This window comes from Novispirillum itersonii (assembly GCF_014205675.1).
GTDB classification, from domain to species: Bacteria; Pseudomonadota; Alphaproteobacteria; order Rhodospirillales; family Rhodospirillaceae; genus Novispirillum; species Novispirillum itersonii_A.
The window spans coordinates 354,837-379,183 of record NZ_JACIIX010000002.1; the positions used below are offsets into that span (position 1 = coordinate 354,837).

The window sequence follows — 24,347 nt, forward strand, 5'->3', positions numbered from 1 at the left end:
ATGCTGGCAACATTTCGGCAGGCTCTGGCCCGCCGCCGTCTGCGCAATCCGGATTATACGTTCCTGTTCGATCCGCCGCCGCCGGATGAGGCGGTCTGTTTTGACTGTGAGACCACCGGACTGGACCGGAAAGCGGACAGTATCGTCCAGATTGCGGCGGTGCGGATCAAAGGGCGGCGGGTGCTGACCAGTCAGCGCCTGAACCTGATGGTCCGTCCTCCGGCCGGAATGACGGCCGGGGTGATCAAGATCCATCATCTGCGGCAGCAGGATGTGGCCGATGGTCTGGAGCCATTGGAGGCGATGGACCGTTTTCTGCGCTTTGTCGGGTCCCGGCCACTGGTCGGATATTACCTGGAATTCGATGTGGCGATGGTTAACCGCCTGATCCGGCCATGGCTGGGGATCGGGCTGCCGCAGCGGCAGATTGAGGTATCCAGCCTGTACTACGATTACCGGACAAGCCGCGGCGGCGGGATCTATACCGGCAATGTCGATCTGCGCCTGAGTGCGATCATGGAGGATCTGAACTTACCGCGCCTGAAAGCCCATGATGCCTTCAATGATGCGGTGATGACGGCACTGGCTTACGTGAAGCTGAAGGCCCGGTAACAAAACCCCCGCCCGGCGGAGCGGGCGGGGGGCTGTGCAAAGGAGGGAGGTGTCGGGATCAGACGGCAAGGCCGGTGACGGTCACCGGGATGTTGCCCCGGGTCGCCTTGGAATAGGGGCAGACGTTATGCGCGGCGGCGGCCAGATCTTCGGCGACGTCGGCGGTGACGCCGCTGACGCGGGCGGTCAGGGCCACCTTCAGGCCATAACCGGCCCCGTCGTTACCGAAGGTGACATCGGCGGTGACACTGGCGCCGGTGAAGGAGACGCCCCGGGTGCGGGCGACCAGACGCAGGGCCCCTTCAAAGCAGGCGGCATATCCGGCGGCAAACAGCTGTTCCGGGTTGGTCCCGGGGCCGCTGTCACCGCCCATTTCCTTCGGCACCGACAGGGCAACGCTCAGGCGGTCATCGCTGCTTTTGGCGGAACCGGAGCGGCCGCCGGTGGCCGTGGCGGAGGTGCTATAAAGATCGGTGAAGGACATGGTCATCTCCTGTCAGGGTGGGCGCTGTTGCGCCGGGGTCGATGGCATTAATATTGTGCAAAACTAAATTTTTTACAATATAATTGTTTTATTGATGTTTTGGGGCTATGGTTTACAACGTGCCGCATTCTGCCCCTGCGGCGATGTGGAGTGTGCGGGAGATCCCGAAGATGATGACGCCAGACCCGGCGCTGTGCGCCAGCGACACCGACTTTCTGCGGCTTGATCAACAGGTCTGCTTTCCCCTGTATGCCGCCAGCAATGCCCTGACCCGGGCCTATCGCCCGGTTCTGGCGCCGCTGGATCTGACCTATCCGCAGTATCTGGTGATGCTGGTGCTGTGGGAGCGGGACGGGCTGTCGGTCGGAGAGCTGGGACAGCGCCTGCGCCTTGACAGCGGCACCCTGACCCCGCTGCTGAAGCGGATGGAGGCCGCCGGGCTGGTAAACCGCCAGCGGGCCGCCGATGATGAGCGCCGGGTGGAAATTGCTCTGACCGCACAGGGCAAGGCGCTGCGGGAACAGGCCAAGGCTGTTCCCCCGCAGATGCTGTGCGCCATGGGGCTGTCGCTGGAGGATCTGAAGATCCTGAAGGCCGGTCTGGAAACCCTGTTGGACCGGCTGGACCGGACGGCGGGGTGACGGCCGGATTATTCTGCGGCGTTGGCGGCGGCCTGTGTCGCCTGAAGCTGGGCCTGAACTTTCAGCTTATGGCCGATTTCGGCAATGGTCTGGATCGCGGGCAGCAGTTCCCGCCCCAGCGGGGTCAGGCTGTATTCCACCGAAGGCGGAGAGGTCGGCATCACCTGCCGGATCACCACGCCGCGCTCTTCCAGATCCCGCAGCCGGGCACTCAGCATTTTGGCCGAGATGGCCGGAATATCGTGCCGCAGTTCCGAGAAGCGGCGGGGGCCGCCACTGAGATACCAGATGATGTTCGGGGTCCAGGCTCCACCCAGCAGTGACATGCAATGGCTCAGGGGGCACATGTTCGGCGGGGCGGGGGCGTTGTTTTTGCGCAGCTTCAGGGCCATGGCGGGAACCTTCCATCGGGCGGCGGTCACAGGAAAAGGACGTTACCAGACGGAAACCGGAAAGTGAAGGTAACTTAATGTTATCTGATGACGAAAGGGAATGCCCGGTTTTAGGATCCATTCCGGACCAAGACCGGGAATGATCCCGGCTGACTTCAGGAGATGTCTGACGATGAAGCTCTATTATTCTCCCGGTGCCTGCTCGCTGGCCTCCCACATTGTGCTGCGTGAAGTCGGGGCTGCGGTGGAACTGGAGAAGGTGGCCCTTGCCACCCGCACCACCGAAAGCGGTGCTGACTTTGCCGCCATCAATCCGAAGGGGTATGTTCCGGCGTTGGTGCTGGACGATGGGGCCCTGCTGACCGAAGGCGTCGCGATCATGCAGTACGCGGCGGAGACCCATCCGCAGGCCGGTCTGGCCCCGAAGACGCCGCTGGAACGGGCCCGGGTGCAGGAAGCGCTGAACTATCTGGGCACCGAAGTCCATAAGTCCTTCAGCCCGCTGTTCAAGCCGTGGACCACGGAAGAGGGCAAGGTGCAGGCGCGGGACATGGTGCTGAAGCGTCTTGGTCTGATCGAAAGCCAGCTGGCTGATGGCCGGGCGTGGCTGCTGGGCGACGCGGTGTCGGTGGCGGATTTCTATCTGTTTGTCATCACCAACTGGGCGGCGCATGTGGCGGTGCCGCTGGACGGTTTCCCGCACCTGAACGCCCTGCGTGGCAAGATTGCGGCCCGCCCGGCCGTGCAGGCGGCGCTGAAGGCGGAAGGTCTGGCCTGAGGTCCGTTCCCTGTTTTGCGAGGACTGTGCGGCAGGGGAAGACCATCCCCTGCCGTTTTCCTGTGATGGCCCCCCTTTTTACGGATGGTCCCCCTTGACGGATGGCCCGGAACCCCGCAGTTGATCAGGGACTGCGTTATTCCCGGGCCGCTGGCCCCGTCATGGAAGAGGTGATGATGCTGCTGACCCTGAAACGGAGCCTGACTGCCTGTGCGGTTGCCCTGATGCTGGGCCTGTCCGGCACAGGGATGGAGGCACGGGCTGAAACCGCCCTGTCGTGCAGCGGGGAGCAGGCCAAGTGCGATGCCTCCTGCGCCGCCCGCTATACGTCCGATGCCGGAAAGGCAGGCTGTCAGGCCCGCTGCGCTTCGGCCCGGGCCGCCTGTGATGCCGGGGCCGGATACGATCAGGCCAAACCGTGGGTGAAGAAGAAGGTGCAGTCGGTCGGCGACTTTTTTCAGGGTCTGACGGAAGGCGGTGACAGCGGAACACCGTCGGAGCCGCCTCCGGCGAAACCGGCTCCGGCAAAGAACTGACGGTTAAGAACTGACGGTCTGCTTCCGCCTGCGGGATTGCCCGGCGAGACTCGATATAAGGCGGATCGTCGTGATCCGCCTTTTGTCGTATCGGGATGGAGGGTGTTGCGGGCAGATCCGGTTGTGTGTTTCCGGCAGGAAAAATGTGTGTTGGCCGAAACCTTAAGGGACCGGCGCAGTCGGAAACGATAGAGCTGATATTATACAAAATTATATTGTTGTTTTAAGTTTACCGATGTACCTCAGAAGGCGGAAAGAACCCGCCTGACGGGATTTCCTGATCAGGATCCGCCTTCGAAAATCCGGAGGTGTACCACCGGCGTCGGGGCCGGTGCGGGAGAGACAGAAATACAGAGGGGGCATCGATGATCACAGGCCAGAATGCGACAGATTTGATGACCGGCACCGCTCCGGTTTCCGCCGATGTGGCACAGCGGCTGGAACAGGGATTCCGGCTGATGACGGAAGGGCGCTATCTCTCCGTTCCGGAGGGAAGCCATCCGCTGGAACGGATGATGTATGACATGGCGCTGGCGGTCCATCAGCGGGCGAAGAGCGAACTGATCCGCACCGTCAGCATGTCGGTCAATGTCAATGAAAGCGTGACCGCCACTGCCGAGATGAAGCGGGCGGTGGAGGATGTGCGCCACCGCACCCATTCCATTGCGGCGGCGGTGGATGAGATGACCACCGGAGTGACCGAGATTTCGCGCTTTACCGGCGATGTGGCGCGGGAAGCGGAGGAAAGCCATTACGCGGCGGAAGAGGCCCGGCGCACCGGCCGTGGCGCGGTGCAGGCGGTGGCGGAAATCACCGATGTGGTCAACGATGCCTCGCGGCAGGTGGACCGTCTGCATGAGGCGTCCGACCAGATCGGTGTGATCGTCCAGCAGATTGAGGCGATCGCCCGCCAGACCAACCTGCTGGCCCTGAATGCCACTATCGAGGCGGCGCGGGCCGGAGAGGCCGGAAAAGGTTTCGCCGTGGTGGCGTCGGAGGTCAAAACGCTGGCGCAGCAGACGGCGCGGGCGACGGTGGATATCCGCACCCGGATTGCGGCGTTGCAGGAAGGCATGACGGAGATCATGCACACCATGCATGCCGGGGCTGAGGCGGTCGGGCGGGGGCAGGAGGTGATCGCCGCCGCCGGAACCGGCATGGATACCGTACTGTCGCATGTCGAGCGGGTCAGCCTGCGGATTGCTGAAATCGCCGCGATTCTGGATCAGCAGCGGGCGGCCTCGGCGGAAATCTCCGGCGGGGTCACCGCCATCGCCCAGATGACGGCGGCCAATGTGCAGGCCATCGAGAATATCCTGACCGTTTCGGATGACACCGATACCCTGATCCGGCTGGCGGTGGCCTCGCTGTCGGAAACCGAGATTGAGGACTTCACCATCCATGTCGCCAAGTCGGATCATATGATCTGGCGGAAGCGGCTGGCGGAAATGGTGGCCGGGCGGGAGAAGCTGGATCCGAAGGAGCTGGCGGACCATACCTCCTGCCGTCTGGGGCGTTGGTATACCGCGGTCAAGGATGCCGGACTGACCGGTCACCCCGCCTTCCGGCGGCTGGAAGAGCCGCACCGCGAGGTCCATGCCGCCGGAATCGAGGCGGCACGCCGCTATGCCGCCGGGGATGTCGATGGCGCACTGGAACAGATCGCGCTGGTTGCCGAGGCCTCGAAAGGGGTGATGGCGGCGCTGGATGACCTGTGCCGCCGCCAGCACTGACGGAGAAAGCCGGATCCGGTGGCAAATCCGCTGCCGGACTGCGGTTTTCGTTTGCCCCCGGCAGGGGGAATGGAGTACACAGCGTTACCGCCGGTCCGGGCATCCCCCGTGACCGGCGGAGTCGTGTTCGGCCTCCTCCGTTCTGATCCGTTCCTGCCGGTCTGTCCGGTGCGGATCTTCGGCGGGGAGGGCGTCGGAAGTGGCTCCGTCCGGCAGAGATGCCTGTTTCGTCCACCGCGTCAGCCCGTCCGCCGGGTTGGCCGCACCGCAGTTCAGGGAAACCCCACCCGGATGTCCGATACCGTCAGCAAGGCATTGTTGCCCGCAGGTCTGCGCGATTTTCTTCCGCCGGATGCTGCGCTGGAAGCCCATGTTGTCTCCGGTCTGATGGCGGATTTCGGTGCCCATGGATACGAACGCGTCAAGCCGCCGCTGATCGAATTTGAAGAGAACCTGCTCGACGGGGCCGGGGCCGCCACGTCGAAGGATACCTTCCGGGTGATGGATCCGGTGTCGCAGCGGATGATGGGGCTGCGGGCCGATATGACCATTCAGGTCGCCCGTATCGCCACCACCCGTCTGGCCAAGGCCCCGCGCCCGCTGCGCCTGTGCTATTCCGGGCAGGTGCTGCGGGTGAAGGGCACCCAGCTGACCCCGGAACGCCAGTTCACGCAGGCCGGTCTGGAACTGATCGGGTCTGACTCTCCGGCCGCTGATGCCGAGGTGATCGCTCTGGCCGCCGGGGCGCTGGCGGCGCTGGGCGTGCAGGGCGTGAGTGTTGATCTCAACCTGCCGACGCTGGTGCCGGTGCTGTGTGATGAACTGGAACTGTCGCCGGAAACCCAGCTGCGTCTGCGGGCGGCGCTGGACCAGAAGGATGCCGCCGCCGTCCGTGAAATGGGCGATCCGGTGCAGGATCTGTTCGGCGAGCTGATCCGCTGCTCCGGCGAGGTCGATACGGTGATGGAACGCCTTGGCCGTCTTGATCTGCCGCAGGCCGCCGCGCAGCGCCGGGACCGCCTGAAGGATGTGGTGGCGCTGGTGCGCCGCCTGATGCCGGGGCTGTCCCTGACCGTTGATGCGGTTGAAAACCGTGGCTTTGAATATCATACCGGCATCAGTTTCTCGATCTTTGCGCCGGGTGCGCGCGGAGAACTGGCCCGGGGTGGCCGCTACCGCGCCGGAACTGCCAAGGAAAAGGCGGTCGGCTGTACGGTGTATGTGGATACGGTGATGGGGGTGATTGCCCCGCCTGCCGACCGCCCGCGCCTGCTGTTGCCCTATGGCGACCGCGCGCAGGCGGCGGCGTGGCAGTCCAAGGGCTGGATTACCGTCGCCATGCTGGAAGACGGCATCGCCGACCCGGAGGCGGAAGCCCGCCGCCAGCGCTGCACCCATTATGTGTCCAACGGACAGGTGCGGACCGTCGGCTGATGCCCGGCGGTCTGGCCTGACCAGACAGGTTTTCCGGCTGCGGCCGGACCTTCCCGACCGGAACAAGACCGGTCCTTTCACCCCGACCGGAACAGACCGGTCCTTTCACAGTGTCAAGGTAGGGATCAAGCCCATGACCAATGTGGTTGTCATCGGTTCTCAGTGGGGCGATGAAGGCAAAGGCAAGGTTGTCGACTGGCTCGCCTCGCGGGCGGATGTTGTGGTGCGCTTTCAGGGCGGCCACAACGCCGGTCATACGCTGGTGGTCGACGGCGTTTCCTACAAGCTCAGTCTGCTGCCGTCCGGCGTGGTGCGCGGCACCCCGTCGATCATCGGCAACGGCGTGGTGGTGGATCCGTGGGCGCTGCTGCGCGAGATCGACAACATTGCCAAGCAGGGCGTGAAGATCACCCCTGACGTGCTGATGCTGGCGGAAAACGCTGCCCTGATTCTGCCGCTGCACGGCAACCTTGACCGCGCCCGCGAGGCGGCGGCCGGGGCCGGGAAGATCGGCACCACCGGCCGTGGCATCGGCCCGGCTTACGAAGACAAGGTGGGCCGCCGCGCCATCCGCGTCTGCGATCTGGCCGATGAAGCGGCGCTGGGCGCCAAGATTGACCGCCTGCTGGCCCACCACAATCCGCTGCTGCGCGGTCTGGGCGAGCCGGAACTGGACCCGGCCCAGATTCTGGCGGAGCTGAAGGAGATTGCTCCGCAGATCCTGCCGTATGCCCGCCCGGTGTGGCGTGTGCTGTCGGACTACCGCAAGGCTGGCAAGCGTATCCTGTTTGAAGGTGCTCAGGGTTCGCTGCTCGACGTCGATCACGGCACCTATCCGTTCGTCACCTCCTCTAACACCCTTGGCGGTCAGGCGGCTGTCGGCTCCGGCATGGGGCCGGGCGGCATCGGCTACGTGCTGGGCATTACCAAGGCCTACACCACCCGGGTCGGTGAAGGCCCGTTCCCGACCGAGCTGTTTGATGCGGTCGGCGAACGTCTGGGCACCCGGGGCCATGAGTTCGGCACTGTCACCGGCCGCAAGCGCCGCTGCGGCTGGTTCGACGCCGTGCTGGTCCGTCAGGCGGTCAAGACCGGTGGCATTGACGGCATCGCCCTGACCAAGCTGGACGTGCTGGACGGCTTTGAAAAGCTGAAGGTCTGCGTCGGCTATCGCATTGACGGTAAGGAAATCGACTACCTTCCGGCCTCGATGAGCGCGCAGGCCAAGGTGGAGCCGATCTACGAAGTGCTGGAAGGCTGGAGCGAAAGCACCGAAGGCGCCCGCAGCTTTGCCGATCTGCCGGCGACAGCGGTTAAGTACGTCCGCCGCATCGAGGAGCTGATCGAGGCCCCGGTGGCCCTGCTGTCGACCAGCCCGGAACGGGAAGACACCATTCTGGTCCGCGACCCGTTCACCGACTGAGCGGCGGGCGAAGCGGCTGTATGATGGACAACAGGCTGGAAGCATCTGCTTCCGGCCTGTTGTCATTATGGCCCCCCCCTGAGAAGTATCCCTGAAAAGTATGGGGGCAGGGTGCAGCTAAATTCAGGGATTGCCCGTTTTTTCAGAGTTTTGTAATCGTTTTTTGCGTATCCTTCCCCGGTCCTGTTGACCCTGACGTTTATAGTCCTGCTGACAGAAAAGGCTCCCCCCGGGCATGTCGAATGAGGCTCCGATCACGGCTGGCGGCGCGGTTATCCTGCGTGAGCGGTTCGAAATTGATCCGGCCAAGCCGATCAATGACCTGAGCATGCCTCAGGCCCTGGCCTTTGCCTGCGTTGACAAGCGCGGGGCCGGGCGGTCTCTGTATGCCCTGATCTGCCGCCACGATCTGCCGATCCGGATGGGGGCGATGCGGGCGATGAAAGGCGTACAGGCAGCCGGTGTGCTGACGCTGGTGGAATATGGCATCATCGACTGGCCGCTGGTTGGCCGCAAGGTGATGGCTGTGGTCTACGAACGGCCCGGCGGCCCGAAGGTGCTGCCGAAGCCCGGCGGAAAGTTTGAGCCGGTCGCGGAAATCCTGTTCCCGAAAAAAGTTCTGCGGCCGCTGTTCAATGCCCTGAACGAAATGTCACAGCGTGGGGTGATCCACCGCGCCATCCGGCTGGACAACCTGTATTGGTCTGATCCCGGCAAGGATCATGTGGTGCTGGGCGATTACACCACCTCGCCGCCGGGGTACGACAATCCGGCCCTGTATGAACCGCTGGAACTGGCGATGGCCAATCCGGAGGGGCGGGGTCAGACCAGTGTGAAGGATGACCTGTATGCCCTTGGCATGGTCTCCATCGGCCTGCTCAATGGCCGGGATTTTCCGGTACAGGGCCAGTCGGCGCCGGAAGTGGTGGCGTCGAAGCTGGCCCAGTCAACTTACGCCAACTATGCCACCGAAAGCCGGGTTCCGCTCAACCTGCTGGAACTGCTGCGCGGCCTGCTGTGTGATGACACCCGCGACCGCTGGAAGCTGGAAGACCTTGATCTGTGGCTGAACGGGCGGCGGGTGACCCCGATTCAGCCCAAACCGGCGAAACGGTCGCAGCGGGCTTTCAAGTTTGAAGGCAAGGACTATTTCTCGGTGCGGGAACTGGCCAACGCCATGTCCCGCCACTGGGATGCCGCTATTCCGGTGGTGATGGATGGCCGGGTGGAAATCTGGCTGCGCCGGGGGCTGGAAGATAACGAGCTGGCCGATGTGGTCGCCTCGGTGATCCGGGTGGCGCAGGCGACGGGGGATCAGCGGCAGGTCGGCGATCTGGCGCTGGCCCGGGTTCTGCTGGTGCTGGACCCACGGGCCCCGATCCGCTACCGCGAGGTGCGGGTGACGCTGGATGGCTTCGGGACGGCACTGGCCACCGCATCGATGCAGAAGAAGGCGCTGCGGCCCTATGCCGAGATTCTGGCCCGGGATATGGCCAAGCACTGGGTTGGGGCGCAGGGGTATCATAATACCGAGCTTGCGCACTACGAGTCCCAGTTCAAGGATCTGGCGGGCAACCTCTCAACCCCGATGATGGGGTGGGGTATCGAGCGCTGCCTGTACGAGCTGAACGAAACCCTGCATTGCCAGAGCCCGCTGATCGAGGCGGAGTTCGTCTCCGATATCCGGGAGCTTCTTCCGGCCCTTGATCGGGCGGCGCAGAAACTGGACCCCAAGACCAAACCGGTGGACCGCCATATCGCCGCCTATATCGGGGTCAAATGGCAGCGGGATACCAAGGTTCAGTTCCGCACCATGGCGGAGCAGGATCCGATCCGCGCCACGCTGGGGATGGTCAGCCTGCTGGCGGTGTTGCAGTGGCGTCTTGGTCCCCCGGCCCTGCACGGCCTGTGTGGCTGGGTCGGCGGGCAGCTCGGCCCGTTGATCAACAGCTATAACAGCCGCGAAAAGCGGAAGGAGCTGGAGAAGGAGATCCCCAAGCTGGTCCGCAAGGGCAGCCTGCCGGATCTCTATAATCTGCTCGATAATCAGGAAGAACGCCTGAAGGATGCCGAGGGGTTCGCCTGGGCGCGGGCCGAATATGCCGCTGCCGAACAGCAGCTGAAGGCGGCGGAGCAGGGGCGGACGGTGATTGACGGGCGGGCAGCGTTGCAGGGCCAGCAGGCGGCGGCGGTGATGGCAACCTGTATTGCCCTGCTGACGGTGACGGTGCTGCTGTTCATGAAGGTCTGGTGAGGATAATGGCGAAAGCTGCAACCAAGGCACTGGGATCTAAAGGCAAGTCAGCCGGGGGCAAGAAGCCGTCGCTGCTGCGCAACGTCGGCCTTCTGATTGCCGTGGTCCCCCTGATTTTTGTGTTCATGCCGACGGTGATCTTTCTCGGAATTACGATGATCCCGACGCTGGTGGCCCTGATGGTCGATAAATCCGGGCGACGGTATGGAGGTATTGCTGTCGGGGCGCTGAATTTCTCCGGGGTTCTGCCCTATCTGCTGGATCTGTGGCTGAAGGACCATTCGGTCCCCCATGCCCTGACGCTGCTGGCCAATGTCTTTAACCTGATGGTGATTCTGGGCGCCTCCGCCTTTGGCTGGATGCTGTACATCGTGACCCCGCTGCTGGTGTCCGGGGCGATGAGCTTTTCGTCCTCCAACCGGACTTCCAACCTGAAAACCAAGCAGCAGGAGCTGCTGGCGCATTGGGGACCGGATGTCGCCAAGGCTGATGACGGTGCGGACATGATGAAGAAGCGCCGCCGCCCCGGCGCCGATGATGACGAGGACTGAAGACATCCCTCCACTCTGTGGGGGTGAAGAAAAAAGCCGCTGTCCAACCGGACGGCGGCTTCTTTTCTGTCAGGAGGGGCAGAAGGGGCAGGGCCTCACCCGGCCGGTGTGCGGGCCCGTTCCCGCTGGCGCAGCAGAACGTAGGCAACAGCGACGGCAACTGTCACCGTAACGAACAGCAGGCCGATGATGTTCACCACCGGCGTCAGGCCAAACCGCATCCGTGATCCGATTTCGGTCACCAGTGTGTGGCTGGCCCCGATGGAAAAGACGGTGGTGTTGTAGTTTTCGATCGATTGCAGGAAAGCAATCACGGCGGCGGACAGCATGGCCGGGCGCAGGAACGGCAGGGTGATCCGCCGGAACACCTGCATGTGGGTGGCCCCGAGATCCAGCGCCGCCTCTTCCAGCGAGGTATCCTGCCGTTGCAGGCGGGCCATGAACATCAGCATGCAGTAGGCGGCGATGAAGGTGCTCTGGGCCATCACCGTCAGGCCAAGCCCACCCCCGACATCGACCTGACGCCAGAAAATCAGGGTGGAAATGCCGAGGATGATCCCCGGTGTCAGCACCGGTGACACCAGCACCCCATAGAGCAGGCTGCCGCTGCGGGCATCCAGCCGCGACAGCAGCAGCGCCCCGGAAAGGCCCAGCGGCAGCGACAGCAGGATCACCCCGGTGGCGACCACCACGGAATTGACGATCCCCTGTAGGATCCGCTGATCCTCGGCCAGTTCGGAGAACCAGCGCAGCGAAAAGCCCTGCCACTGCGTCACTGATGGCGGGCTGTAGCTGTTAAACCCCGCCGCCACCATCAGGATGAGCGGCAGGAACAGGTAGGCGAAGAACAGGGCCATGTAGACGGACAGGACCACACGGCTGGCGGAGACAGAAGAAGAGGGGGCCGTGCTGCTCATTTGGCGATATCCCGGATGCCGACCTTAAAGACCTTCATCATCAGGATGATGAAGGCCACGCACACCAGCAGCAGGGTGAAGGCATAGGCCGCCCCCTGATTCCAGTAGAAGCTGTCGTAGAATTTGGAATAGATCAGCTGCGAGAACCACGGCTGGGCGGTGCCGCGTGTCATGATATGCGGCACGGAGAACGACCCGGCGGACAGCATAAAGGTCATGATGCTGCCGACGGCGATCCCCGGCTTGGCATGGGGCAGCACCACCCGGCTGTGGATTTTCCATGTCGAGGCCCCAAGGTCGCGGGCGGCTTCGATCTGGTTGGTGTCCAGTGTTTCAATGGTGTTGTAGATCGGGAACACCATGAACAGCACGTAGGCATAGACCATCGCCACGAACACCCCGGCCCCGCTGTCGAGGAAGCGCACCGGTTCCGGCAGGCCGAACCACAGCAGCACGCTGTTGGCGACCCCCTGATAGTCGAGGATCATCAGCCACGCGAACACCCGCAGCAGCTCGTTGATGGCATAGGGAATCACCAGACCCAGCAGGATCAGCGCCGCCCGCTCCGGTTTTGCCAGTTTGGCGGCGGCATAGGCCACCGGATAGCACACCGCGAAGGCAATCAGCGTCACCATCAGCGAAGCGCCGATGGTCTTGACGAAGATCTCGGCGTGATAGCCGCTCATTTCGGTGTAATTGCTGATGGTATAGACCTTGACCGGGGCGGTGTCCTGCCCCTGTAGGGTGGTCAGCTCCTGCTCCATGGCGCTGACGGAGCGGGCCAGTTTTTCCCGCTCTGCCATCTTGTCCGGATCGGTGGTGCCCTCCAGAGCCCCCAGATCATACTGGGCAAGGCTGAGGGCGTTGTTCAGCTCCTCAATCCGCATTCCGGCGGTGACGGCGGAATCCGGCTGCTCCATGCGCCACAGGCTTTGCTCGATCATGAAGAGCTGGGGGCCGACGATCATCGCCAGCGTCCACACCGCCACCCCCAGCAGGATGATGGTGCCCAGCAGCGGGCCGTAACTGCGGTAAACAGCGTTCATCGGCGGGCCTCACTCGTCACGGGCCAGCGCCCCGGCGGGCAGGGCAAGGGCATCTTCGGGGGCAATCCGCAGCCAGTGATCGGTGCCGGTTTCGGCAGCGTGGCGGCTGTCGTTGGTGATGTGGGCGCTGAACGGCGTGCCCTGACAGTCGAAGAACAGGTTGATGAACGGGCCTTCCAGATCGCGGCGCAGGAAGGTGCCGCGCAGGGCCAGACCGGCGCCGTCCGGCGTATCCTGCAGGCGGGTGCGTTCCGGGCGGATGAAGACGATGGTCTTGTCTCCGGCCGCCAGTCCGGGGCCGCTGCGGGCGGTCAGGGTGCCGAAGCGGGTGGAGACGGTGGCGAAGCCGCCGCTGATGCTGTCAACGGTGCCGGTCAGGCGGTTGCTTTCGCCGACGAAACTGGCGACAAAACTGGTGGCCGGGTTGTCGTAGATGTCATCGCCGCGCCCGACCTGTTCGACCACCCCGGAGCGCATCACCGCCACCCGGTCCGACATGGTCAGGGCTTCCCCCTGATCATGGGTGATGTACAGGAAGGTGACGCCGGTCTTGCGCTGGATCTCTTTCAGCTCCGTCCGCATGTGCTGGCGCAGCTTCAGGTCAAGGGCGGACAGCGGTTCATCAAGCAGCAGCACCGCCGGTTCCACCGCCAGTGCCCGGGCGATGGCAACGCGCTGGCGCTGTCCGCCGGACAGGGCGGTCGGCAGTTTGTCGCCCTGCCCATCCAGCGCCACAAGGGCAAGCAGTTCCTCGGCCTTTTCCCGGCGGTCACGTCTGGAGACGCCGCGTACCTCCAGACCGAAGGCGACGTTTTCCCACACCGGCATCAGCGGAAACAGGGCAAGGTTCTGAAAAATCAGCGCGGTCGGGCGGCGGTTGGGGCCAAGGGCGGTGACATCGGCGTCACCGATGCGGATGGTGCCGCCGGTCGGGCTCATGAAGCCGGAAATCATCCGCAGCAGGGTGGTCTTGCCACAGCCGGACGGCCCGAGGATGGAAAAGAACTCCCCGGCCTGAATGGTCAGGGTGGTGGGCTGCACGGCGGTGAAATCACCGAACCGCATCGAGACGGAGTCAAGAGAGACGCTTTTACCGCGCATACGCATCCTGCCGCAGTCGGGGCCTGCCGGGAAACGGGGCCGGGTGAACGGAAAACCGGAAAAAAGGAAACGGGCGCAGGGGTTTCCACCCGCTGCGCCCGCTGATCAGCCTCAGGCGTTGGTCAGCTTTTCAACGTATTCCTGACGGACCTTGGAGAAGTACGGCGGCTGCGGCGGCCAGAACACCAGCTTCTCGGTCGAGTCACCGGTATAGGCCGCCTTCTGGAATTCACGCGCCACGTCGCTGATGTGGGCCTCGGCCCCCTTCACGGCAGAATTATAGCCGGTGACATTGGCGATGTAGCCGCCGACTTTCGGGTTCAGCAGGTGGTTGATGAAGGCATAGGCCTGTTCGACGTTCTGCGAGCCGGACGGAATGCCGACGGTGTCGATCCAGCCGATCCCGCCTTCCTTCGGCATCAGGAACTTCCACTTCTTGTCGAGCTTATACAGCTCCAGACCGGTCGAATCCCACACCTGACCGATGGTGCAGCCAGCGTCAGTGAAAGCGGTGCGGGCCTGAGTGCCATCGTTCCAGAAGGCACCGACGTTCTTCTTGTGGGCGGCGGCAAACTTCAGGCAGCCATCCATCACCCGGCGCATTTCCGCCTCGGACTTGTAGATATCCAGCGAGCGGTTGCTCTTCACCTCGCCGATGGCGTCAAGGTAGATGGCAATGCCGATCAGCACCGACTTCTGGCGCATCGCGACCTTCTTGGTCAGGTCGCCGTTCCACATGTGGGCGTAGGACAGCTCGCCGTACTTGCCCGGGAACTTGGTGGAGTCAAGGGCGATGGCTTCGGTGCCCCAGATGTGCGGAATCAGGTAGCGCTTGCCCTTGCTGACCCCGCCGGAGGTGATGGAACCGCGCCACAGACCGGCGTCGATGGCATCGACCTTGATCTTCTTTTCGTCCAGCGCCAGCAGCAGATTGCCGTTGTCGTAGTTGGTACGGGTGTCGATGGACGGGAACACCACGTCGAAACCCTTGCCGCCGGAGGCCCGCAGCTTGTTTTCCAGCTCGTCGTTGGCACCGTAGGTGGCCAGCGTCGTCTTGATGCCGGTGGCTTTTTCAAACTCAGCGATCACGCTTTCCAGCTTGTAATCGCCCCAGCTGTAGACGGTGAGGGAGCCGGAGGAGGCGCGGGCATTGCGCACATAGGCCGGGGCCGCGGCCAGAACGGCACCGGCGGCGGCACCCTTCAGGACGGTGCGGCGATTCAGGCCACCGGTCAGCAGGGTCTTCAGATCAGCCATGATTGTTCCCCAAATTTCATAAATGCAGAGTTGTCAGATCAACATGAAAGAGGTACTCGCAAAACGAAGGGCGCAGTGTAAAAGGGATCTGCGTCAGTTTGGTGACGGGCGGATGAAAGTTTCATGCCGCTGTACAATCAGCGAATGATGATTGCATACGTCTGCACCTGTTCAAAGTGGAGTTTAGCGGTATGGCCGGACGAGACAGCGGTTTCCCGAAAGTGGTTCTGGTGGTGCTGGACGGTCTGGGGGCCGAGACCGCTTTTGCCGAATTTGGCTGGCTGGAAGCCCTGACGGTCAGCGGTCGCGCCGCCCGCTGGACCATGACCTGTTGCCTGCCCAGCCTGTCGCGGCCGCTGTACCACACGGTTCTCAGCGGTCTGCCGCCGCTGGCACATGGCATCGTCAGCAACGAGATCAATGTTCCGGCGCGGGAGGAAACCGTGTTCACCGTTGCCCGGGCCAACGGGCGGAAAACGGCGGCCTCCGCTTCGCACTGGTTCGCCGAGCTATACCACGCCAATCCTTACGTTCCGGCAGAGCACCGGGAGGTGGATGACCCGCAGGCGGTGATCCAGCACGGGCGCTATTACAGCACCTTCGACTGCCCGGATGAGGAAGTGTTTCACGCCGCCGGATCCCTGATCCGCCGTCATGCCCCGGATTTCCTGCTGCTGCACGCCCCGGCCTGCGACACCATCGGGCACCGCTTCGGCGGGCAGTCAGCGGAATACCGCCGCACCGCCTCGATGGCCGGGGATCTGATTGCCCGCTATGGTACTGACTGGCTGGAGCAGGGCTACCGGCTGGTGGTGACGGCGGACCATGGGATGGATGACATCGGCTGGCACGGCGGCACCCGCCCGGCAGCCCGTCAGGTGCCGTTCTATGTGGTCGGGGCCCGGGTCAGCGGGGCGCAGACCGCACCGGCGGATCAGCTGTCGGTGGCGCCGACGGTGCTGTCGCTGCTCGGCCTGCCGGTTCCGGCCGGAATGACCGGCGTGGTGCTGGGGTAAGGTTTTACAGGGTTCCTGTCCGCAGCGCCTGTGCCCAGTCGGGGCGGTTGTTGCGGTCGGCCTGCCGGGCGGCGGGCTCGAAATCATAGGGCAGGCGGATCTGCTCCACCTGCCAACCGTCCGCTGTGCCGGTGATCAGCGCATAGCGTGCCTCCGGGCTGCCGGTGGCAACCCGATGCGGGATTGGATGGTCGTCGGTGTAGGCAGGCAGGCCAACGCTGCCGGGGTTGACGATCAGTGGCCCACCCGGCAGCGGCACCGTCCGGGCGATGTGGGTATGGCCGCACAGCACAAGTCCTGCCGTCACCTGTCCCAGACGCTCCCGGATCTCGGTTTCCGTCGCGGGCCGCAGTTTATCCGGGATGGTGGCGTCCACGGTTTCCAGCCAATAGGTCAGGTCGCTGTCCGGGGTGCCATGGCACAGCAGCACCTCCGGCGTCAGCCAGTGGCTGGCGGGCAGGCCGCTCAGCCAGTCCCGGCTTTCCGCACTCATGCAGGCGTGGGCGTAGCAGTCTGACGGACCGCGCCGGACCGGATCAAAGTCCAGAAGCTGCCGTTCATGGTTTCCGGCAATCTGGATCCAGTCCGTCTGCTGCCGCAGCAGGGCAGCGGTCTCTTCCGGCCACAGCGGGCCGGAGAGATGATCGCCAAGGGTGATCATCTGCACGCCCTGCCGTCCGGTGCGGCGTTCCACATCGGCCAGCACCGCCTGAAGGGCGGGCAGGTTGCCATGGATGTCGGACAGAACGGCAAGGCGTGTCATCGGTGGTGGTCCTTACTTGGTTTTCCAGCCAGCGCGGGCGAAAGCATCAGCCAGAGAGCCCATGTCCTGCTTCTGCGGTTTGGCGGCGGCAGGTTTGGGGGCCATAGCGGGCTTCCCGGTGCCTGTGGCACGGTCTGCGCCGGTACGGCCTGCGCCTGTTGTCTTCTCGCGGCCTACGCCGCTGGGGGCGGCAGACCGTGGCCGGTCTTCCTTCGGGCCGGGCTCGTCGCTCATGCGGCGGGTCAGGGCGATGCGGTTGCGCTTCAGGTCCACTTCCAGAACCTTCACCTTCACCACATCCCCGGCCTTCACCACATCGCGCGGATCCTTCACGAAGCCGTCGGCAAGGGCGGAAATGTGGATCAGCCCGTCCTGATGGACGCCGATATCAACAAAGGCCCCGAAATTGGCGACGTTGGTCACGGTGCCTTCCAGCACCATGCCCGGCTTCAGGTCGCTGACCTTTTCCACCCCTTCCATGAAGGTGGCGGTCTTGAATTCGGGGCGCGGATCGCGGCCCGGCTTTTCCAGTTCCTTCAGAATATCGGCCACCGTCGGCACCCCGAAGGTGTCATCGGTGAACTGTTCCGGCCGCAGGGGGCGCAGGATGGCGACATTGCCGATCAGGCCGTCGATATTGGTGTTGGCGGCCTTCAGGATCCGCTGCACCACCGGATAGGCTTCCGGGTGGACCGAGGAGGTATCCAGCGGCTGAGTACCGTTGCGGATGCGCAGAAACCCGGCGCACTGCTCGAAGGTCTTCGGGCCGACACCGCTGACATTCAGCAGGTCCTTGCGGCTGGAGAACGGGCCGTTGGCATCGCGGTGCGAGACGATGTTTTCCGCCAGACGCTCCGACAGCCCGGCCACCCGCGACAGCAGCGGGGCCGAGGCGGTGTTGAGGTCAACGCCGACAGCGTTCACCGCGTCTTCCACCACGCCATCCAGCGCCCGGGCCAGCTTGGTCTGCGACACATCGTGCTGATACTGGCCGACGCCGATGCTCTTCGGCTCGATCTTCACCAGTTCGGCCAGCGGATCCTGAAGACGGCGGCCGATGGACGCCGCCCCGCGCAGGGAAACATCCACCCCCGGCAGTTCCTTGGAGGCATAGGCCGAGGCGGAATAGACCGAGGCCCCGGCTTCGTTGACCACCACCTTGGTCAGGCGGTAATCCGGCAGCTTGCGGATCAGCTCCATCGCCAGCCGTTCGGTTTCCCGGCCTGCGGTGCCGTTGCCGATTGCCACCAGCTCCACCTTATGCTTCATGGTCAGGGCACCCAGCACCGCCAGTGCCGCATCCCACTGCCGCTGCGGCTCGTGCGGATAGATGGTGGCGGTTTCCACCAGCTTACCGGTGGCATCCACCACCGCCACCTTGACGCCGGTGCGGAAACCCGGATCAAGGCCCAGCGTCGGGCGCATCCCGGCCGGGGCCAGCAGCAGCAGGTCCTTCAGGTTGGCGGCGAACACGCGGATCGCCTCTTCCTCGGCGGCGTCGCGCAGGCGGCCCATCAGGTCCATTTCAATATGGCCGGACAGCTTGACCTTCCACGTCCAGCGCACCACCTCGACCAGCCACTTGTCGGCGGCGCGGCCCTTGTCGATGATGCCGGTGAAGGCGGCAATCTTCCGTTCGGCCGGGCCGGGATCACGCGGGTTTTCCGGGTCGTTGCGGTGGACCAGTGCCAGACGCAGCACCCCTTCGTCGCGGCCCCGGAACATCGCCAGCGCCCGGTGACTCGGCGCCTTCTGGATCGGTTCCCGGTGGTCGAAGTAATCGGCGAACTTTGATCCTGTCTCCTGCTTGCCGTCGATCACGGCGGAGGTCAGGAAGCCATCGGTCCACATCATGTCACGCAGCCCGCCGACCAGTTCGGCATTTTCGGCAAAGCGTTCGATCAGGATATGCTTGGCCCCTTCCAGCGCGGCGGCGGCATCGGTGATCCCGGCCTCTTCGTTCAGGAAGCGGGCGGCCTCCGTCTGCGGGTCCAGCGTCGGGTCGGCATACAGGGCGTCGGCCAGCGGCTCCAGCCCCGCCTCGCGGGCGATCATCGCCTTGGTGCGGCGCTTGGGCTTGTAGGGCAGATAGATGTCTTCCAGCCGGGTCTTGGTATCGGCGGTGATGATCTGCTTCCGCAGCTCATCGGTCATCTTGCCCTGCTCTTCGATGCTTTTCAGCACCGTCTGGCGGCGGTCTTCCAGTTCCCGCAGGTACACCAGCCGTTCTTCCAGCGTGCGCAGCTGCGCATCATCCAGCCCGCCGGTCACTTCCTTACGGTAGCGGGCGATGAAGGGCACCGTCGAGCCGGAATCCAGAAGCTCGACGGCGGCATTCACCTGTGCTTCGCGGCATGACAGTTCCTGGGCAATCTGGGCAGCAATCGACAGCATTTAACGGATGACTCCCGTTTCAAAAACACAAAGGGGCCCCGGAAAGGGCGCCCGCCCCTGACCCTATCGCGTTTTCAGGGGAGGTGGCAACCATGGCGAGGCCATAGACAACTGCGCGCTCTGTCTGTGCGGGCGATCAAGTAAAAATCTTATCTATATGTAATAAAACATTATCTGGAGCGCGGTTTCTGGATCCGGTAGCGCTGCGGATGGGGACAACGGGGCGATAGACGGAGGAACAGGGCGGTCACGCGCCCTGTTTAATTGCGCATGATCCTGTGGAATATTCGCGTTCAGACGCGCCTGATCCTTCTGGTGTCCATTCTCTGCGGCGTCATCGCCGGTGTCGGGGTGGCCGGGGTCTGGGGCGGATCCACCGCCCGGCAGGCTTTGGACAGCATCCGGCGGGACCGGGTGGCCCCGATCGAGCTGCTGAAGCAGATCGGGCAGGATTATCAGCGGCTGGTCGATCAGGTGAACCGCTTTGATGCCGGGCAGGTCTCAGCGGCCGAGGCCGAGGCCACCATCGCCGCGCTACGCGCGCAGACCGGTAGCGGCTGGCAGCAGGTCCGACCCTTTTTCCGGTCGCCTGAGGAGATCCGGGCCGCCGACGACTACGAGGCGCTGGTCTTCACCGCCGCCCAGAAGGTCGACTGGCTGGTGCAGGCGATCCAGAGCGGCGATGCCGAGATGGTCAACCGCTTCAACCGCGATTACCTCTACCCGACGGTCAGCGAGCTGACAGCGGCGTTGGATGGGCTGGAACGGCAGCATCTGGAGGCAATGAAGGCGTCCTACGATGCCTATGGCGCGACCTATGCGCTGGTTCTGGCGCTGGTGATCGGCGGCGGTGTCGCCGGGTGTCTGATCGGGGCCGGGGTTGGCTTTGCGGTGATCCGCTCAGTGGAGCGCCCGTTGCAGCGGCTGGAACAGACCGTCAGTGGTCTGGCGGGCGGTGATCTGGAAACCCCGGCGGCGGTGGTCGGACGCGGGAATGAATTTGTGCCGCTGGCGCAGGGGCTGGAGGAATGGCGTCAGGCGATGCGTCAGGCCCGGGCGTTGCAGGCGGCGGAGCAGGAGGCGCAGGCCCGGCAACAGCAGCGCCAGCAGGCGCTGGAGGTGGCGATTGACGGCTTTGACCAGTCGATTGCCGATGTGGCGGAAGCGCTGCGGCTGGCGGTCGGCAGCATGCGCACCTCGGCTGACGGTCTGGTCCGGAATGCCGGACAGGCGCAGGCCCGCACCAATGACGCGGCGGAGCAGATTGAACAGGCGGTCGGCAGCCTTGAGACCATTTCCGCCGCCAGCACGGAGTTGAGCGCCTCCATCGCCGAGGTGTCCCGGCAGGCCCATGAGACGGCGGAACTGGCTGACGATGCGGTGGGCGATGTCGGCGATGTCCGCCAGCGGGTTGCCCAGTTGGCCGAGGTGACCGGCAAAATCGGCGCGACCGTCACCCTGATCGGTGATATTGCCGCCCGCACCAATCTGCTGGCCCTGAATGCCACCATCGAAGCCGCCCGGGCCGGAGCACTGGGCAAAGGCTTTGCCGTGGTGGCGGGCGAGGTGAAAGGGTTGGCCGGGCAGACGGCGGCGGCAACAGAGGACATCACCGGTCTGATTGCGGCCATTCAGGTGGAAACCTCGGCGGTGGTCGGGGCGATTGAGGCGGTCAGCAGCCGCATTGCCCGGATTAGTGAACACGCCCACGCCACCGCCGGGGCGGCGGAACAGCAGGACAGCGCGACGGCGGAGATTTCCCGCTCGGTGGTGGCGGCGTCGGAGCGGACCCGCGAGGTCAGCGACCGGGTCCGCGATGTGTCGATGGCCGCCGATGAGACCGGGACCATGGCCCAGCAGGTGTTTTCCGCTGCGGACAGTCTGGTGCAGCGCCGCCGGGTGCTGGATGAGGCGGTCAGCAGCTTCCTTGTCACCGTCCGGGAGGATACCCCGCAGGCGGCCTGAGGACAGGACGCCTGAAGACACTGATGGCGGGCGTCCGGTGCGGGGTCAGGTCACCCGCACCACCCCCATCATGCCGCTGGCCTGATGCTCGATGATATGACAGTGCATCATCCAGTCGCCGGGGTTGTCGGCCACCACCGCCACCACCGCCCGTTCCTTGGGGCCGAGCAGCACGGTATCGCCGATCTGTCCGATCCGCAGCCCGTCGCGGGTGGAGGAGACCATCTGCACCGCCAGCCCGTGCAGGTGGATCGGGTGTGGATGCGGGGTGTAGTTGGTCAGTTCCAGCAGATAGGTGCGGTTGCGCTCCAGCGTCGCCAGCGGGGTGCCGTCGCCGCAGATGGCGGCTTTGGCCTCGGCGAAGCTCTGGCCCGGCAGCATCGGCAACTCCGGCGTCGGGCCGGTGACTCCATAGGCCTCCACCCACGCCCGGCGGTTGATCGACCACAGTGCCGGTTTGGCGGTGCTGCTTTTTTCCCCGTCCTCAACCCCGGCCCCGAAGTCAAAGCGCAGGCTTTCGGCGGTTTTCAGGTCCGGCCTGCTCACCGGATTGGCGGGCAGGGGGTTCCGTTGCGGCAGCCGCCGTTTCCGCGATGGGCCCTCGGCGGTCAGGGTCACCACCGTCCACGGGCTGCTGCTGGAGGTGTTGCTGAAGCTGACGCGGTCTCCGGCCCGCTCCGGCATCCGCACCAGCAGGTCGCAGCGCATGCCGGGGCCGATGCTTTCGCGGTCCAGTGTCTCCGGCTTTGCCAGCGGATGGCCGTCGATGGCGATCACCTGTACCGCCGCACCTTTGGGCAGGTCATCGGCAACAATCCGCAGGATGCGGGTGACATCAGCATTGCACAGCCGCAGGCGCACCAGCCCTCCGGCGGGGGCGGTCAGAACCGGGGCTTCCTGCCCGGAGGCGGTGTGCAGCGGGCCGAAGGTGCCCGCCCGCCCGGATTCCCGTTCATCGACCAGATCCAGCCACGCCCCGTCGCTGCCGATCCGCCAGTCGCGCAGCAACAGCGGGATATCGGCGTCAAAGCCGGGGTCCTGGGCTTCCTCGACGATCAGCAGGGCGGACAGGCCGCGCGAAAGTTGGGTCAGGCTGTTCAGGTGCGGGTGCAGCCAGAAGGTTCCGGCATCCGGCGGGGTGAAGGTATAGGTGAAGCTGTCACCGGGGTTGACCGGGTTCTGGGTCAGGAACGGCACCCCGTCCATCGCCACCGGCAGCCGCAGCCCGTGCCAGTGCACGGTGGTCGGTTCCGGCAGGTGGTTGGTGAACACCGCCGTGAACGGCTGCCCCTGTCTGGCCCGCAGGATCATCGGTTGGGGGGCGGTGCCCGGGGCGGCGGCTCCGTCGGCCCGGTAGCTCCACAGGGTTTCGGTCCGTCCGGGGCGGAAGCTGTGGGGCAGGGGCTGTGCCGAGAATGCGGCGCTGACCCCGGCGGCCCGGGCGACCCGGCCGCCGAGCAACGGCGGAAAAGCGGCGGAAACCGTGGCGGCGGTAGAAACGGCAACGCCACCGCGCAGCAGGGTGCGGCGGCTGATACAGGGATGTCCGGTCATGGCGAAAACCATTTTTCTTTTGCTGGCTTTACCTTACGGCCCTGCGAGTGATTTTGCAAATAATTTGCATTGACCCTGCCGGACGGCGGCGTTACCACACAAAGGCGCCGCGCCGGATCAGATCCCGGATCTTTGCGCCGGTACGGCCCCTTACCATACGCAACCTTACGCTCTGAAGCGGGGAGAAGCAGGATGAAAGCGCTGTTGGCGGCAACGTCGGTTCTGGCCATGGTGGTTGGCGCATCCCTTCCGGTGCAGGCGGCAGCGCCGTCGAACAAGGAAGTGGTTGCCACCTATGTCACCATCGCCCATGCCAAGTTTCAGGATACGGTGATTGCCGCCAAGGCCCTGAAGACGGCGGTTGACGCGATGATCGCCAACCCGACCCCGGAAACCCTTTCCAAGGCCCGGGACGCATGGAAGGCCGCCCGCGTGCCGTACATGCAGACCGAAGTCTACCGCTTCGGCAACCCGATCGTTGATGACTGGGAAGGCAAGGTCAATTCCTGGCCGCTGGACGAAGGCCTGATCGACTATGTCGACACCGCCAAATATGGCGAGGAGTCGGACGAAAACCCGTATTTCCGGGCCAATGTGATCGCCAACAAGTCGGTCAAGCTGGGTGGCAAGACCATCAACGCCAGCAAGATCGACAGGAAGCTGCTGGGCAAGACCCTGCATGGCATCGACGAGATCGAGGCGAACGTCGCCACCGGCTATCACGCCATTGAATTCCTGCTGTGGGGGCAGGACCTGAACGGCACCGGCCCGGGTGCCGGGGACCGCAAGGTCACCGACTTTGACCCCAAGGCCTGCACCAACGGCAACTGCGAGCGCCGGATCCAGTACCTGAAGACCGCCGTTGATCTGCTGATTGACGACCTGTCGGAAATGGAAAAGGCGTGGTCGGCCAAGGGTGCCGCCGGCAAGGCCCTGACCAAGGGCAAGCCGGAAAAGGCGCTGGTGGCGATGCTGACCGGCATGGGCAGCCTGTCTTACGGCGAACTGGCCGGGGAACGCATGAAGCTGGGCCTGATGCTGCATGACCCGGAAGAAGAGCAGGACTGCTTCTCTGACAACACCCATAACTCCCACTACTACGATGCCGTCGGCATCCGCAGCGTCTTCACCGGCAGCTATACCCGCCTTGACGGCAGCGTCATCAGCGGTCCGGCCCTGAAGGACATCGTTCCGGCCGCCGAAGGGCAGGAACTGGCGGCGGCGCTGGATGCCTCGGTGGCCAAGATGCAGGTTCTGGTGGACCGCGCCAACGGCGGCGAGGCCTATGACCAGATGATCGGTGAAGGCAATGCCGCCGGGAACGCGGCAGTGCAGGCGGCGATTGATGCCCTGCTGGCCCAGACCAAGGTGATCGAACGCACCACCAAGGTGATGGGGCTGGAAAAGATTGCCTTTGAAGGCTCTGACAGCCTCGATAACCCGTCGGCGGTCGGTAAGTAATTCCGCCTGATCTGTTGCTGTTGTGCCCGCGGGGG

At 64.3% G+C, this 24,347-nt stretch carries 21 protein-coding genes; 12 read left to right on the forward strand and 9 right to left on the reverse strand.

The window, feature by feature from the left end; translation table 11 throughout:
• Positions 1-612, forward strand: coding sequence for a 3'-5' exonuclease (locus tag FHS48_RS04790; RefSeq protein WP_184261928.1), 612 nt, complete (start codon positions 1-3; stop codon positions 610-612).
• A gap of 58 nt (positions 613-670) precedes the next feature.
• Here the strand turns inward: FHS48_RS04790 and FHS48_RS04795 are convergent, their stop codons facing one another.
• Positions 671-1,096, reverse strand: a complete 426-nt coding sequence (locus tag FHS48_RS04795) for an organic hydroperoxide resistance protein (protein ID WP_184261929.1) — start codon at positions 1,094-1,096, stop codon at positions 671-673.
• A 170-nt stretch (positions 1,097-1,266) separates the two neighbouring features.
• On the opposite strand from FHS48_RS04795, the gene FHS48_RS04800 reads away from it, so the two are divergent.
• Positions 1,267-1,737: a MarR family winged helix-turn-helix transcriptional regulator gene (locus tag FHS48_RS04800; protein WP_260402339.1), complete on the forward strand. Its 471-nt coding sequence runs from the start codon at positions 1,267-1,269 to the stop codon at positions 1,735-1,737.
• A gap of 8 nt (positions 1,738-1,745) precedes the next feature.
• Here FHS48_RS04800 and FHS48_RS04805 read toward each other — a convergent pair whose 3' ends face one another.
• On the reverse strand, positions 1,746-2,129 hold the full coding sequence (locus FHS48_RS04805) for a winged helix-turn-helix transcriptional regulator (protein WP_184261930.1): 384 nt from the start codon (positions 2,127-2,129) through the stop codon (positions 1,746-1,748).
• A 172-nt stretch (positions 2,130-2,301) separates the two neighbouring features.
• Here FHS48_RS04805 and gstA point away from each other — a divergent pair, with 172 nt between their 5' ends.
• From gstA to FHS48_RS04840, 7 genes are all read left to right on the forward strand, one after another.
• On the forward strand, positions 2,302-2,907 hold the full coding sequence (gene gstA / locus FHS48_RS04810; protein ID WP_184261931.1) for a glutathione transferase GstA: 606 nt from the start codon (positions 2,302-2,304) through the stop codon (positions 2,905-2,907).
• Between the two features lie 173 nt (positions 2,908-3,080).
• Positions 3,081-3,443, forward strand: coding sequence for a hypothetical protein (locus tag FHS48_RS04815; RefSeq protein WP_184261932.1), 363 nt, complete (start codon positions 3,081-3,083; stop codon positions 3,441-3,443).
• 395 nt (positions 3,444-3,838) lie between these two features.
• Positions 3,839-5,176, forward strand: a complete 1,338-nt coding sequence (locus FHS48_RS04820) for a methyl-accepting chemotaxis protein (protein ID WP_184261933.1) — start codon at positions 3,839-3,841, stop codon at positions 5,174-5,176.
• A gap of 291 nt (positions 5,177-5,467) precedes the next feature.
• Positions 5,468-6,610, forward strand: a complete 1,143-nt coding sequence (locus tag FHS48_RS04825; protein ID WP_184261935.1) for an ATP phosphoribosyltransferase regulatory subunit — start codon at positions 5,468-5,470, stop codon at positions 6,608-6,610.
• Between the two features lie 133 nt (positions 6,611-6,743).
• Positions 6,744-8,033, forward strand: coding sequence for an adenylosuccinate synthase (locus tag FHS48_RS04830; RefSeq protein ID WP_184261937.1), 1,290 nt, complete (start codon positions 6,744-6,746; stop codon positions 8,031-8,033).
• 235 nt (positions 8,034-8,268) lie between these two features.
• Positions 8,269-10,287, forward strand: a complete 2,019-nt coding sequence (locus FHS48_RS04835) for a protein kinase family protein (RefSeq protein WP_184261939.1) — start codon at positions 8,269-8,271, stop codon at positions 10,285-10,287.
• Between the two features lie 5 nt (positions 10,288-10,292).
• The gene (locus FHS48_RS04840) at positions 10,293-10,838 is read left to right on the forward strand and encodes a hypothetical protein (protein ID WP_184261941.1); all 546 of its coding nucleotides are present in this window, start codon (positions 10,293-10,295) and stop codon (positions 10,836-10,838) included.
• Positions 10,839-10,933: 95 nt separating this feature from the next.
• On the opposite strand, the gene FHS48_RS04845 is transcribed toward FHS48_RS04840, so the two are convergent.
• The 4 genes from FHS48_RS04845 to FHS48_RS04860 form a co-directional block, all read right to left on the reverse strand.
• Complete coding sequence (locus tag FHS48_RS04845; RefSeq protein WP_184261943.1) at positions 10,934-11,755, reverse strand: ABC transporter permease; 822 nt, start codon at positions 11,753-11,755, stop codon at positions 10,934-10,936.
• Entirely contained in the window at positions 11,752-12,801 is a 1,050-nt protein-coding gene (locus FHS48_RS04850) for an ABC transporter permease (protein WP_184261944.1), read from the reverse strand. The genes FHS48_RS04845 and FHS48_RS04850 overlap by 4 nt, the downstream gene beginning before the upstream one ends.
• Positions 12,802-12,810: 9 nt before the next feature.
• Positions 12,811-13,902: an ABC transporter ATP-binding protein gene (locus FHS48_RS04855; protein WP_184261946.1), complete on the reverse strand. Its 1,092-nt coding sequence runs from the start codon at positions 13,900-13,902 to the stop codon at positions 12,811-12,813.
• A 111-nt stretch (positions 13,903-14,013) separates the two neighbouring features.
• Entirely contained in the window at positions 14,014-15,159 is a 1,146-nt protein-coding gene (locus FHS48_RS04860; protein ID WP_184261948.1) for an extracellular solute-binding protein, read from the reverse strand.
• A gap of 191 nt (positions 15,160-15,350) precedes the next feature.
• Between FHS48_RS04860 and FHS48_RS04865 the strand changes: the two genes are divergently transcribed.
• Positions 15,351-16,175: an alkaline phosphatase family protein gene (locus tag FHS48_RS04865; RefSeq protein ID WP_184261950.1), complete on the forward strand. Its 825-nt coding sequence runs from the start codon at positions 15,351-15,353 to the stop codon at positions 16,173-16,175.
• Between the two features lie 4 nt (positions 16,176-16,179).
• Here FHS48_RS04865 and FHS48_RS04870 read toward each other — a convergent pair whose 3' ends face one another.
• Positions 16,180-16,938: a metallophosphoesterase family protein gene (locus FHS48_RS04870; RefSeq protein ID WP_184261952.1), complete on the reverse strand. Its 759-nt coding sequence runs from the start codon at positions 16,936-16,938 to the stop codon at positions 16,180-16,182.
• Between the two features lie 12 nt (positions 16,939-16,950).
• Positions 16,951-19,332 (reverse strand): Tex family protein, encoded by a 2,382-nt coding sequence (locus FHS48_RS04875; RefSeq protein WP_184261954.1) that lies wholly within the window; start codon positions 19,330-19,332, stop codon positions 16,951-16,953.
• A gap of 270 nt (positions 19,333-19,602) precedes the next feature.
• Between FHS48_RS04875 and FHS48_RS04880 the strand changes: the two genes are divergently transcribed.
• Entirely contained in the window at positions 19,603-21,297 is a 1,695-nt protein-coding gene (locus FHS48_RS04880; RefSeq protein ID WP_184261956.1) for a methyl-accepting chemotaxis protein, read from the forward strand.
• Positions 21,298-21,342: 45 nt separating this feature from the next.
• On the opposite strand, the gene FHS48_RS04885 is transcribed toward FHS48_RS04880, so the two are convergent.
• Positions 21,343-22,851, reverse strand: coding sequence for a multicopper oxidase family protein (locus tag FHS48_RS04885; RefSeq protein WP_184261957.1), 1,509 nt, complete (start codon positions 22,849-22,851; stop codon positions 21,343-21,345).
• Between the two features lie 192 nt (positions 22,852-23,043).
• On the opposite strand from FHS48_RS04885, the gene FHS48_RS04890 reads away from it, so the two are divergent.
• Entirely contained in the window at positions 23,044-24,312 is a 1,269-nt protein-coding gene (locus tag FHS48_RS04890) for an imelysin family protein (protein WP_184261958.1), read from the forward strand.
• The last annotated feature ends 35 nt before the right edge of the window (positions 24,313-24,347 follow it).